The 12,185-nt window shown below is 66.1% G+C and carries 12 protein-coding genes; 2 read left to right on the forward strand and 10 right to left on the reverse strand.

Translation table 11 applies throughout. The features are described 5' to 3' along the window. Position 1 precedes the first annotated feature (1 nt). From C8J39_RS09495 to C8J39_RS09530, 8 genes are all read right to left on the reverse strand, one after another. Complete coding sequence (locus C8J39_RS09495) at positions 2–1,501, reverse strand: L,D-transpeptidase family protein (protein ID WP_120300209.1); 1,500 nt, start codon at positions 1,499–1,501, stop codon at positions 2–4. A gap of 105 nt (positions 1,502–1,606) precedes the next feature. Then, positions 1,607–2,422: an RNA methyltransferase gene (locus C8J39_RS09500; RefSeq protein ID WP_120300210.1), complete on the reverse strand. Its 816-nt coding sequence runs from the start codon at positions 2,420–2,422 to the stop codon at positions 1,607–1,609. A gap of 126 nt (positions 2,423–2,548) precedes the next feature. Next, a complete protein-coding gene (locus C8J39_RS09505; RefSeq protein WP_093397459.1) occupies positions 2,549–2,824 on the reverse strand; it encodes an HPr family phosphocarrier protein in 276 nt (91 codons plus the stop codon). Further along, the gene (locus C8J39_RS09510) at positions 2,821–3,228 is read right to left on the reverse strand and encodes a PTS sugar transporter subunit IIA (protein ID WP_056058662.1); all 408 of its coding nucleotides are present in this window, start codon (positions 3,226–3,228) and stop codon (positions 2,821–2,823) included. Before C8J39_RS09510 ends, C8J39_RS09505 begins: the two co-directional genes overlap by 4 nt. Positions 3,229–3,243: 15 nt before the next feature. Next, a complete protein-coding gene (gene rapZ, locus C8J39_RS09515) occupies positions 3,244–4,158 on the reverse strand; it encodes an RNase adapter RapZ (protein ID WP_120300211.1) in 915 nt (304 codons plus the stop codon). Next, entirely contained in the window at positions 4,155–4,586 is a 432-nt protein-coding gene (locus C8J39_RS09520) for an HPr kinase/phosphorylase (protein ID WP_120300212.1), read from the reverse strand. Before C8J39_RS09520 ends, rapZ begins: the two co-directional genes overlap by 4 nt. 9 nt (positions 4,587–4,595) lie before the next feature. Then, positions 4,596–6,179 (reverse strand): stimulus-sensing domain-containing protein, encoded by a 1,584-nt coding sequence (locus tag C8J39_RS09525; RefSeq protein WP_120300213.1) that lies wholly within the window; start codon positions 6,177–6,179, stop codon positions 4,596–4,598. Further along, positions 6,148–6,855, reverse strand: a complete 708-nt coding sequence (locus C8J39_RS09530) for a response regulator transcription factor (protein ID WP_056058673.1) — start codon at positions 6,853–6,855, stop codon at positions 6,148–6,150. Before C8J39_RS09530 ends, C8J39_RS09525 begins: the two co-directional genes overlap by 32 nt. Before the next feature lie 179 nt (positions 6,856–7,034). Here C8J39_RS09530 and C8J39_RS09535 point away from each other — a divergent pair, with 179 nt between their 5' ends. Beyond that, complete coding sequence (locus C8J39_RS09535) at positions 7,035–8,645, forward strand: phosphoenolpyruvate carboxykinase (RefSeq protein ID WP_120300214.1); 1,611 nt, start codon at positions 7,035–7,037, stop codon at positions 8,643–8,645. A 136-nt stretch (positions 8,646–8,781) separates the two neighbouring features. Here the strand turns inward: C8J39_RS09535 and C8J39_RS09540 are convergent, their stop codons facing one another. Then, a complete protein-coding gene (locus C8J39_RS09540) occupies positions 8,782–9,219 on the reverse strand; it encodes an NfeD family protein (RefSeq protein ID WP_120300215.1) in 438 nt (145 codons plus the stop codon). Beyond that, entirely contained in the window at positions 9,219–10,190 is a 972-nt protein-coding gene (locus C8J39_RS09545) for an SPFH domain-containing protein (RefSeq protein ID WP_056058682.1), read from the reverse strand. The genes C8J39_RS09540 and C8J39_RS09545 overlap by 1 nt, the downstream gene beginning before the upstream one ends. Positions 10,191–10,310: 120 nt before the next feature. Here C8J39_RS09545 and guaB point away from each other — a divergent pair, with 120 nt between their 5' ends. Beyond that, positions 10,311–11,768: an IMP dehydrogenase gene (guaB, locus tag C8J39_RS09550; RefSeq protein WP_056048837.1), complete on the forward strand. Its 1,458-nt coding sequence runs from the start codon at positions 10,311–10,313 to the stop codon at positions 11,766–11,768. The last annotated feature ends 417 nt before the right edge of the window (positions 11,769–12,185 follow it).

Consider the following 12,185-nt stretch of genomic DNA (forward strand, 5'->3'; position numbering starts at 1 on the left):
CTCAACGAGCGGCGATCGTCTGGCGAGCGGTGCGCGCCTCGATCTTGGAAGCGAGGGTGCCGTCCCAGTTATAAGGGTCGGCGCGGAAGTTCATCTGGCCGTTGCCGCTAGCAAACGCGGTCCAGTAGAGCAGATACACCGACACAGGCTTGGTCAGGCGAGCACGGACCGTGTCACCCTTGGCGACCGCGGCGTCGACCATCTCGGGCGTCCAGGATGGATCACCCTTGAGCAGCAGGTCTGCGAGTTCCGCAGGCTTTTCAAGGCGAACGCAGCCGTGGCTCGCAAGCCGGCTGAAGCTCGCGAACTTCGCACGGCTCGGTGTATCGTGGAGATAGACCGAATAGTCGTTGGCGAAATCGAACTTGAACCGGCCCAGCGCGCTCTGGTCGCCGGCCTGCTGCTGAAGCCGCGTGCCGTCGATCACCTTGATGCCGTTGCGCTTGAAATAGCCCGGGTTGGCCTTCTCCTTCGGCCACAGCTCCTTGGTCGCGATCGACGTCGGCACGTTCCACGGCGGATTGATCACGATGCTGTGGATCGTCGAGGACAGCATCGGCGTCTCGTCGCCCGGACGCCCCGTCACTGCGCGCATCGACTGCACCGGCGTATCGCCGTCGAACACCGTCAGCACGGCAGCGGCGATGTTCACCTGGATACGGTCGCGCGGCAGGTCCTGCGGAAGCCAGCGCCAGCGCTCCATGTTCGCCATGATCTGACGGACGCGGTCGGTTGCCGACACGTTCAGCGCCGCCAGCGTCTGCGTCGAGACGATGCCGCTCGGGTTGAGCCCGTAGCGACGCTGCGCGCGACGGACTGCGTCGACTAGCGCGGAGTCGAACTTGTCGCCGCTAGTCGAGACATCCTTGTCCTCGGCAGCGAGACGTTTCCGCAGGGCGACCACGCGTGAGCCGCTGGCACCGATCGTGAAGTCGGGGCCGGATGCGAGCGGCGACCAGCCACCGGCAGCGGCGATCGAGCGATAATTCTGGAGGCCCTTACGCAAGCCGTCATAACCCGCATAGGGCGGCGGCAGCGATGCGAACCACGCCGCGATCCGATCGAGACGGACCGCATCGGCGAACGCCGGGGTCGGATCGTATGCGGGCGGACGCAGGCCCCAATCCTTCTGGAAATCGGCACCGCTGAGACGGCCCGCATGTACCGCGCGCGCATGGTCTAGTGCGGCGCGGACGAGTTCGTCCTTGCTCGGCGCGTTGGTCGACGCCGTAGCGGCAGATTTCAGGCCCTGCGCGACGATGTCGCCGTTGAGGAGCCTGTCAAGCAGCGCGGCCTGCGTGTCGCTCAGCGGCGGCACTGTGATGACCGGCGGCGCCAACGTCGTGGTCGGCATTGCAGAAGGCACCGTCGGTACGACCGGAGGCGGCGTAACCTGTTGTGCGAACAGGGGAGTCGCCATCAGCATCGGGGTCGCGACGATCGCAATCGCCGACCGGATCGCACCGTTCTTCACTCGTCTATCGTCGAAACCGCGCACCATAACCGTCCTGTCTTGCCGTATCTCGTCGATGCTTTCGCACGACGCGCCCCTCCCTTAGCTGAACCGGACTCGCTAAGCATCGTCAAACGGGCCGAATTCGTCGGATCAGGCGAGAGTTTCGGAATTCGCCTGCCGTGCAAGCACTTCGTAGGCCATCACGGCCGTCGCGACGGCGGCGTTGAGGCTGTCGGCCTTGCCGAGCATCGGGATCTTGACGAGCACGTCGCACGCCTCGGCCATTTCGGGCGGCATGCCCTGCGCTTCGTTGCCGGTGAGCAGGAAGGTCGGGCCGGTATAGGTGGCCGCCCGGTAATCGGTGTCGGTATCGAGGCTGAGTCCGACGAGCTGGCCGGGGCCGGTGCGCAGCCAGGCGTGGAACAACTCCCACTCGGTTTTCACGACGGGGATCGTGAACAGCGCGCCCATGCTCGCGCGGACCGCCTCGACCGAGAACGGATCGACCGACTCACCGATCAGGATCAGCCCGCCCGCGCCGACCGCATCGCCGGTGCGCAGGATCGTGCCGAGATTGCCCGGATCGCGCAACCGTTCGGCGACCAGCCAGATGCCCGACGTCGTGCGATCGAGGTCTTCGAGCGTCGCGTCGAACTCGTCGAATACGCCGACGACCGCTTGCGGGTTGTCCTTGCCCGACAGCTTCGAGAGGATGTCCGGCGTGGTCTGGATCGAATCACCGCCGGCATCCTCGACGTCCATCGACAGCGCGTGGACGAGCGGGTGGTTCGCGCTGGCCGCGGCGTAGAACAGCGTGCGGGGCAGGCGGCCGGTCTCGCGCGCTTCGGTCAGTATGCGCAGGCCCTCGGCAAGGAATTGCCTGGCCGCACGCCGATGCCGCTTGTCGCGCAGATCGCGGACGTACTTGATCAGCGGGTTCGAAAAGGCGGTTATCTCGCGGGGCATTCTTGTCCTCCCCTCCCGTATGCGGGAGGGGCCGGGGGTGGGCTCCCGGCCTCAGCAAATGATTCGATTATGGTGAGCGCGCGCCCACCCCCAACCCCTCCCGCCTGCGGGAGGGGAGTAAGAAGGTCAATCCTCGCCGAACTTCGCTTCGACCAGTTCGGCGAGCGCCGCCACAGTCTGCTCTGCCCCATCGCCGCTCGCGCTGATCGTGATCGCGTCGCCCATCGCCGCGCCGAGCATCATCAGTCCCATGATCGAGGTGCCGGTGACGTGATCCGACCCGTCCTTGGTCACGCTGACCTCGACCGGATGCGACGACGCAAGAGTCACGAACTTCGCACTCGCGCGTGCGTGGAGCCCGCGGCGGTTGGTGATCTGGACCGTGCGGGAGACCTCGCTCACGCCGCAGCCTCGCCGAGAACCTCGGAGGCTACCGAAATATATTTGCGCCCGGCCTCACGCGCCGCAGCAACCGCCGCAACGACGGTCATCGACTTGCGCGCCGAGCCGAGCCGGATCAGCATCGGCAGGTTCATCCCCGCGATCACTTCGATCCGCCCGCGCTCCATGAGCGAGATGGCAAGATTGGACGGGGTGCCGCCGAACAGGTCGGTCAGCACGATCACGCCGCGCCCGACATCTACCGCCTGGATGGCGGCGGCGATATCCGCGCGGCGCTCCTCCATGTCGTCGTCGGGACCGATCGCGATCGGCGCGACGCGTTCCTGCGGGCCGACGACGTGGATCATCGCGCGAACGAATTCCTCGGCCAGTCGACCGTGTGTTACCAGAACAAGGCCGATCATGTCAGCGTTTCATACTCATAAGACGACCGGTGATCCTTCGAGCGCATCTTGTGGAGCGGCCCCCAGGTCGCGGTGTGCGATACTGGGCGAAAATCCCGCGTCGCGCAACCGTCGCGCCACCCGGTCGGCGACGTGGACCGACCGGTGTCTCCCTCCGGTACACCCGAACGCGACGGTGACATACGACTTGCCTTCCGCCCTGTAGCGCGGAAGCAGCAGCATCAGCAGCTCTTCGATCCGACTCACCGCGTCTTCGTAGGCGGGATCGTCCATGATGTAGGCGGACACGTCGGCGTCGAGCCCGGTGCCGGGGCGCAACTCCGGGTCCCAGTGCGGATTGCGGAGGAAGCGCATGTCGAACACTAGGTCGGCGTTGCGGGGCAGGCCGCGGGCGAAACCGAACGAGCGGATCGACAGCGTCGGCGCGCCGAGTTCCCCGCCCGCAAAGCTCGCGCGGATCTGTTGCGCGAGTTCGTTGGCGGCCATGTCGGTCGTATCGATCAGCCGGTTCGCCCAATCGCGAAGCGGCGCCAGCAATTCGCGTTCGCGGCTGATACCGTCGTTTGCGGGACGGTCCAGCGCGAGCGGGTGGCGACGGCGAGTCTCGGAGTAGCGGCGTTCGAGTTCGGCGCCCGAGCAATCGAGGAACAGCATTCCGACCTCGAGCCCATGACGGTCGCGGAGATCGCGGATGCGGCCGACGATCCGTTCGGGATCGAAATCGCGAGTCCGCGCGCCGATACCGATCGCGAGCGGCTGCGAGTCGTTGGTCGATCCTTCGGGGAGCGGTGCGTCGAGTAGGCGGTCGAGCAGCAACAGCGGGAGGTTGTCGACCACTTCCCAGCCGAGATCCTCCAGCGTCTTGAGGACGGTGGACTTGCCCGCCCCGGACATGCCGGTGACGAGAAGGATGTCCTTGGGACGCGTCATTCTATGGGCTCCGGATTACGCAATGCGAGTTCGACCTTGATCGGGGCGGAGGCTTCGAAGGGATCGACCGCGAACTGGCGGACGTCGATTCCGGCGATTTGCCGCACGCGGCGTTCGGGCATCCGTTCGATCGCGCCACCGAGGCGGACGAGCAGGGCGACCGGTACGTCCTCTACATAGGGCATGGCAAGGAGGCCAATCCCGCGGACTTCGATCCGTCCGGCGATCGTCGTCGGTGCACGCGCGAGCAAGGTTGCGCCCGCGCGCACGACGAGCGTCTGGTCGTCACTGACGAGGATCGCGCCACGATCGATCAGGCGCAGCGCGAGGTCGGACTTGCCCGATCCCGACGCGCCCTCGATCATTACGGCCATGCCGTCGATGGCGACCGTGGTGGCGTGGAGCCTGTCGGAGGAGGGGACGACCACGAGGCGTCCTTACTCCGGCAATTCGGCGAGGGGTAGCTTTACGACGAAGCGCGCGCCATCGAGCCGGTCCTCGCGCGATTCGACGAAGATCGCCCCTTGGTGGCCGTCGACGATCGTGCGGGCGATCGCGAGGCCTAGCCCGGAATGCTGGCCGAACGTCTCGCTGTCGGGGCGGACCGAGTGGAAGCGCTTGAACACGTCCTCGCGCGCCTCCTCGGGAACGCCAGGACCTTCGTCCTCCACACGGATGACGAGGTCTTCACCCTCGCGGATGGCCGAAATCGCGATCAAGCCGGCGTCGGGCGAAAAGGAGAGTGCGTTGTCGATCAGGTTCTCGAACACGCGTTCGAGGCGCGCGCCTTCACCGAGTATGATCGCACGATCGTCTGGGTTGCGATCGAACCGGAGCCGGATGCCGCGCTCGACCCCGCGGGCTTCACGTTGTGCGACCAGCCCGTCGATCATCGCGGCGATGTCGACGGGTTCGAACTTGGCGCGGCTGAGCTGCGCGTCGAGTCGCGAGGCTTCGGAGATGTCCGAGAGCAGGCGGTCGAGCCGCCGGACGTCGTCACGGACGATCGCGAGCAATTGGGCCTGGAGCGCCGGGTCCTTCACGCGCGACAACCCCTCCACCGCGGACCGGAGCGAGGCGAGGGGGTTCTTCATCTCGTGCGTAACGTCGGCGGCGAACGCCTCGGTCGCGTCGATGCGCGCCCTCAGCGCGAGACTCATGTCCGACAGCGCGCGCGCGAGCATGCCGAGTTCGTCGCGGCGGGAGGGGAGACGCGGCACGACGACTTCGCGCGCTCGGCCGAGGCGGACACGAACCGCCGCACGGGCAAGGCGGCGCAAGGGACGGACGATCGTGCGGGCGAGGAACAGCGACAGCAGGACCGAGACGATCGACACCCCGAGCAGCACCATGCTGAGCCGGAACCGCTCGATCCGCACCGTCTTGGTAATGTCCCGCGCATTGACCGTGGTCATCACGACTCCGCCAGCGCGGAGCGGTGCGGCCGCAGTCAACACGGGCGTGCGGTCAGGCGCGCGCCAGACTGTCGTGGATACGGCGCTGCGTCCGCGGACTGCGGCCACGTCGGGCCATTGCTGCGTACCGCTGCGCTCGCGGTACAGCGGCGGGCGCGGCGCCATCACGATCACGTCGATCGATGCGTCGAGAAACCGGGCGATCGTCTGGTCCCAGTCTTCCTTGTCGGGGTCCATCAGCACGAAGTTGCGCAGGCCCAGCGCGCGGCTATCGGCGATCGTCCGCCCGCCCGCATCGAACAACCGGATCCGCGACCCCGTATCGCGCGCAAGCCGGAGCACCAGCGGATCGCGCAACGCCGGGTCGACCGCAGCGATCGCCTCGCCGATCAGCCGCGCTTCACGCGCGGTCTGTGCAACGCGGTTGTCGACGACGCGGCTGCGGTACGAGTCGAGATAGAAGAACCCGCCCGCGAGCAGCAGCAACGCGAAGATGTTGACGGCCAGGATACGCCGGGTGAGTGAGATCTGTCCCGACCACCGCAGCGTGAGATCGCGGCCGTCGACGCCCAACTCATTCCTCAGAAAATCGATACCCGGCACCATATAATGTCTCGATAGCGTCGAAGGCTGGGTCGACCTGCCGGAACTTGCGGCGGAGTCGTTTTATGTGGCTGTCGATGGTCCGGTCATCGACGTAGATATCATCCTGATACGCGGCATCCATCAGCTGGTTGCGCGTCTTGACGATGCCGGGCCGCTGCGCGAGCGTCTCGAGGATCATGAACTCGGTAACGGTCAGCGTCACCGGCTCGCCTCCCCATAATGTCCGGTGCCGCGCCGGATCCATGCTGAGACGCCCGCGATCGAGGGGCCCTGCCGCTTCCGCCTCGGTCTCGGTGCCCGGCGATTGTGTCAGCTCGGTCCGCCGCAGGATCGCGCGGATGCGGGCGATCAGCAGGCGCTGCGAGAACGGCTTGGCGATATAGTCGTCCGCCCCCATCGCGAGCCCGAGCGCCTCATCGAGTTCGTCGTCCTTGCTGGTCAGGAAGATCACCGGGATCTGGCTCTTCTCGCGCAACCTGCGGAGCAGTTCGAGCCCGTCCATCCGCGGCATCTTGATGTCGAACACCGCGAGATCGGGCGGGTTGTCGGTCAGCGCCTTCAGCGCGGTCTCGCCGTCCGAATAGACGCGCGTGACGAAGCCCTCGGTCTGCAGCGCGATCGACACGGAGGTCAGGATGTTGCGGTCGTCGTCGACCAGCGCGATCGTTGCCGTCATCTGGGAAGCTTTGCCTCGGTCGTTGGCGTGTCGGCGTAGGGCAAAGCGCGGCGGCACTCAACTAGAGCCGTATCGGAACGGCGCTGCAGTTCAGTGGATTTGACCGGTGGAAAACTGCCCCGTACAGCCGGCCGCAACGACATACATACGTATGCGATAAAACTTAGGAGAGAGAGCCCGTGTCGAGCGAGCGTATTCCGGCCGTCGGCCTATCCGCGCAGGGGATCGAAACCCGCGCCAATCTACACTGGAACCTGGTCACCGCGCAGCTCGTCGAGGCGGCGCTGGAGCGGGGCGAGGGGACGCTGTCCGCGGACGGCCCACTGGTGGTCGAGACGGGCGCGCATACCGGTCGTTCGGCGCAGGACAAGTTCATCGTCCGCGATGCCGAGACGGACACGACGGTCTGGTGGGGCAAGAGCAACAAGGCGATGGAGCCTGCGCATTTCGCCGCGTTGAAGGAGGATTTCTTCGCGGCGCTCGCCGCCAGGGACGAGCTGTTCGTGCAGGATCTGTACGGCGGCTCGCAGGCCGATCACCGCGTGAATGTGCGGGTGGTCACCGAACTGGCATGGCATAACCTGTTCATCCGGACGATGCTGGTGCGGCCCGAAGAGGGTGCGCTCAAGGACTTCGTCGCGGACTACACGATCGTCGACCTGCCGAGCTTCCGCGCCGATCCCGCGCGCCATGGCTGCCGCAGCAAAACGGTGATCGCGGTGAACTTCACCGACAAGCTGATCCTGATCGGTGGCACGAAGTACGCGGGCGAGATGAAGAAGTCGGTGTTCGGCCTGCTCAACTACCTGCTGCCGCCGACCGGGGTGATGCCGATGCATTGCTCGGCGAACATGGGCGCGAACGGCGACACCGCGGTGTTCTTCGGCCTGTCGGGCACCGGCAAGACGACGCTGTCGGCCGACGCGAGCCGGACGCTAATCGGTGATGACGAGCATGGCTGGTCGGATACCGCCGTCTTCAATTTCGAGGGCGGATGCTACGCCAAGATGATCCGCCTTTCCGCCGACGCCGAGCCGGAGATCTTCGCGACCACGAAGCGCTTCGGCACGGTGCTGGAGAACGTCGTGATGGACCCGGCGACGCGGTTGCTCGACCTCGACGACCATACGCTGGCTGAGAACAGCCGCGGGGCGTACCCGATCGACTTCATCCCGAACGCGTCCGCCGAGAACATGGGGCCGGTACCGCGCAACATCGTGATGCTGACCGCGGACGCATACGGCGTGCTGCCACCGATCGCCAAGCTCACGCCCGACCAGGCGATGTACCATTTCCTCTCGGGCTACACCGCGCGTGTCGCCGGGACCGAGATCGGCGTGACCGAGCCCGATGCGACCTTCTCGACGTGCTTCGGCGCACCGTTCATGCCGCGTCATCCTTCGGTGTACGGCAACCTGCTGAAGGAGCGGATCGCGAAGGGTGGAGTCGATTGCTGGTTGGTCAACACCGGCTGGACCGGCGGCAAATACGGCGTCGGCAACCGCATGCCGATCAAGGCGACGCGGGCGCTGCTGAACGCGGCGCTCGACGGCAGCCTTAACGATGCCGAATTCCGGACCGATCCGAACTTCGGGTTCCAGGTACCGGTGAGCGTGCCGGGCGTCGACAGCGCGATCCTCGACCCGCGGACGACCTGGGCGGACAAGGACGCCTACGACGCGACTGCCGCCAAGCTGGTCGACTTGTTCGTGGAGAACTTCGCGCAGTTCGCCGAGCATGTCGACGAAGGGGTGAGGCAGGCTGCGCCCAAGGTGCGGGAGGCGGCCTAACTCTTAGTTCCTCTCCCTATAGGGGAGAGGAAGGGGCCCGCACGACGAAGTCGGGTGGGAAGGTGAGGGCACGTGATACGGCATGCCCTCACCCTCGCCGCTACGCGGCTTCCCTCTCCCCTAAAAGGGAGAGGGTTTAGAGAGGCTCCACCACCACCTCGCCATCGACAACCGCAGCAACGCGAACCCGCTCGCCAACCGCCGCATCCTCACCCCGAGCCGGCCAACTCCCGTCGCCCACCAGCACCCGGCCGCGCCCGCCAACCAACTCAGTCTCGACCACCACAACCTGACCCACCAGCCGAGCAGACCGATCGTTCAACATCGGATCCCCGCCCTCGACAGGGTAATCCCGGTACCAGCGCTTCCCGATCAGCACCGCAACCGCGCTCCAGACCCCGAACGCCGCCAGTTGCGCCGCCACCGGCAAGTCCGGCAACACGAACACCGCCACCCCGGTCACCGCTGCCGCAATCGCGAGAAACACCAGGAACACGCCCGGCACCACCAGTTCGGCGATCCCCAGCACCAGCGCCGCGATCAGCCAAGCGCCAGCCGCACCAATCGCGTCCATCAGCTTTTCGGCAGCTCGAACGGACCCTTCCGCGGCTCAGGCTTGGCCGGCGGCGAAGCAGTCGCATCGCGCAGCGCATCCTTCGCCAGCTCGCCAATCCCCCCAAGCGTTCCCATCAACTGCGTAGCCTCGACCGGGAACAGGATCGTCTTCGCATTGGGCGAGGTCGCGAACTTCCCGATCGCCTCGACATATTTCTGCGCGATGAAGTAATTGATCGCCTGCGCGCCACCCTCCTCAATCGCCTGAGACACCGCACGCGTCGCCGAAGCCTCAGCAACAGCCGCCCGCTCCCGCGCCTCGGCATCGCGGAACGCCGACTCCTTACGCCCCTCGGACTCCAAGATGCGCGCCTGCTTCTGCCCCTCGGCGCGCAGGATCTCGGAAGCCCGCGAACCCTCGGCATCCAGAATGTTGGCCCGCTTCTCGCGCTCCGCCTTCATCTGTCGCCCCATCGCGTTGACGATATCCGCCGGTGGGCGGATGTCCTTGATCTCGACGCGCGTGATCTTCACCCCCCACGGCGTCGTCGCATGATCCACCACGTTCAGCAGCCGCGCATTGATCTCGTCGCGCTTCGACAGCGTCTCGTCGAGGTCCATCGATCCCATCACGGTACGCAGGTTGGTCGTCGTGAGCTGCAACAGCGCCTGGTACAGGTCCGACACCTCGTATGCCGCCTTGGCCGAGTCGAGCACCTGGAAGAACACGACCCCGTCGGTCGAGATCATCGCATTGTCCTTGGTGATGATCTCCTGGCCGGGGATGTCGATCACCTGCTCCATCATGTTCACCTTCCGCCCGACGCGGTAGAAGAACGCGGGGTAGAAATTGAAGCCGGGCCGCGCGACCGTCGTGAAGCGGCCGAAATGCTCGATCGTGTATTGATAGCCCTGATGGACGATCTTGATGCTGGTGAAGAGGTACAGCAGCACCAGCGCCAGCAGGAGCGCGGCAACGATCAGGCCCATCGAACAATCCCCCATCCGTGTATCGCTGCGGTATAGCACGCGGAAGAAGGAGAGGCCTAGCCGTACGCGCCGCCTTTGGTTACATGGCGCGCCACCTCACACCCAGGAACGGCAGCTCTCATGGATATCCGCCTCGGCCTCACTTTCGACGACGTCCTCCTGTATCCGGGGGAATCGGACGTGCTGCCAAGCCAGGCCGATACCCGCACGCAGCTGACGCGCGGCATCGCGCTGAACATCCCGATCCTCTCGTCCGCGATGGACACCGTTACCGAAGCTGACATGGCCATTGTAATGGCACAGCTCGGTGGCATCGGCGTGCTCCACCGCAACCTGACCGTCGAGGAGCAGGTCATCGCGGTCCGTCAGGTCAAGCGGTTCGAGTCGGGCATGGTGGTCAACCCGATCACGATCAAGCCGACCGCGACGCTCGGCGAGGCGCAGGCCCTCATGTCGGGCCACCGCATCAGCGGCATCCCGGTCGTCGAGGCGGACGGCAAGCTTGTCGGTATCCTCACCAATCGCGACGTGCGGTTCGCGGGCGATCCAAAGCAGCCCGTCAGCGAGCTGATGACACACGAGAACCTCGCCACCGTCTCGACCGAAGTCGGCAAGGAAGAGGCGCGTCGCCTGCTCCACGCCCGCCGCATCGAGAAGCTGCTGGTGGTCGACGCGCAGTATCGCTGCGTCGGCCTGATCACCGTCAAGGACATCGAGAAGGCGGTGATGTTCCCGGATGCGACCAAGGACGAGGCGGGCCGCCTGCGCGTGGCGGCGGCGACGACGGTCGGCGACAAGGGTTTCGATCGGACCGAACAGCTGGTCGACGCCGGCTGCGACCTGATCGTGATCGACACCGCGCACGGCCACAACCGCGACGTCGGTCGCGCGGTCGAGCGCGTGAAGAAGCTGTCGAACTCGGTGCAGGTGGTGGCGGGCAACGTCGCCACCGGCGAAGCAACGCGTGCGCTGATCGGCGCAGGCGCGGACGGGATCAAGGTCGGCATCGGCCCGGGCTCGATCTGCACCACGCGGGTGGTGGCCGGTGTTGGCGTGCCGCAGCTCACCGCGGTGATGGATTGCGCGGAGGCTGGCCACAAGGCTGGCGTGCCGGTGATCGCCGACGGCGGCATCCGCACCTCGGGCGACATGGCCAAGGCGCTGGCGGCGGGCGCTTCGACGGTGATGATCGGCTCGCTGCTCGCAGGCACCGACGAGGCACCTGGCGAGACGTTCCTGTACCAGGGGCGGGCGTATAAGTCGTACCGCGGCATGGGTTCGGTCGGCGCGATGGGGCGCGGGTCGGCGGACCGCTATTTCCAGGGGGACATCAAGGATCAGCTGAAGCTGGTTCCCGAGGGCATCGAGGGGCAGGTCGCGTATAAGGGACCGGCGAGGGATGTCGTTCACCAGCTCGTCGGCGGCATCAAGGCGGCGATGGGCTATACCGGCTCCGCGACGATCCCGGATCTCCAGGCGCGGGCGGAGTTCGTGCAGATTACCGGTGCGGGGCTCATGGAGAGCCATGTCCACGACGTGACGATCACCCGCGAAGCCCCGAACTACCCGACTCGGTGACGACACTTCCCCCCTCCCTGGAAGGGAGGGGCCGGGGGTGGGGCGGTTTGCCCAAGCTCGTCTGCAGGTGGCTAGAACGAGCCGACCCACCCCAACCCCTCCCTTACAGGGAGGGGAGATCGTAGTGCCCGTCGCTGCGTGGCAACCTAAACGCGATCATGGCTAAAGCCCGCAACTACTTGGGGGGGCACGCACATTCCTGTGCGGCTCCCATTTTCCGTCATCCCGGCGAACGCCGGGACCCATGGACACGGCGGACCCAGCGACAGCGCGCCACCACAACCCAAACCGCAACCATAGGTCCCGGCGTCCGCCGGGATGACGGAGGGGGAGGGTGCTAACCACACGACCTACCCCAGGCCCCGAAATTATTCCCCTCCCGCGCGCGGGAGGGGCTAGGGGAGGGGATGATGACGA

Source organism: Sphingomonas sp. PP-CC-1A-547, from assembly GCF_003610375.1.
In the GTDB taxonomy this organism is placed as follows: Bacteria; Pseudomonadota; Alphaproteobacteria; order Sphingomonadales; family Sphingomonadaceae; genus Sphingomonas.

Coding starts and splice junctions, on each gene's coding strand:
- C8J39_RS09495 (WP_120300209.1), bottom strand. CDS start 1,501: ATGGTGCGCGGTTTCGACGATAGACGAGTGAAGAACGGTGCGATCCGG.
- C8J39_RS09500 (WP_120300210.1), bottom strand. CDS start 2,422: ATGCCCCGCGAGATAACCGCCTTTTCGAACCCGCTGATCAAGTACGTC.
- C8J39_RS09510 (WP_056058662.1), bottom strand. CDS start 3,228: ATGATCGGCCTTGTTCTGGTAACACACGGTCGACTGGCCGAGGAATTC.
- rapZ (WP_120300211.1), bottom strand. CDS start 4,158: ATGACGCGTCCCAAGGACATCCTTCTCGTCACCGGCATGTCCGGGGCG.
- C8J39_RS09525 (WP_120300213.1), bottom strand. CDS start 6,179: ATGGTGCCGGGTATCGATTTTCTGAGGAATGAGTTGGGCGTCGACGGC.
- C8J39_RS09530 (WP_056058673.1), bottom strand. CDS start 6,855: ATGACGGCAACGATCGCGCTGGTCGACGACGACCGCAACATCCTGACC.
- C8J39_RS09540 (WP_120300215.1), bottom strand. CDS start 9,219: ATGGACGCGATTGGTGCGGCTGGCGCTTGGCTGATCGCGGCGCTGGTG.
- C8J39_RS09545 (WP_056058682.1), bottom strand. CDS start 10,190: ATGGGCCTGATCGTTGCCGCGCTCCTGCTGGCGCTGGTGCTGCTGTAC.
- guaB (WP_056048837.1), top strand. CDS start 10,311: ATGGATATCCGCCTCGGCCTCACTTTCGACGACGTCCTCCTGTATCCG.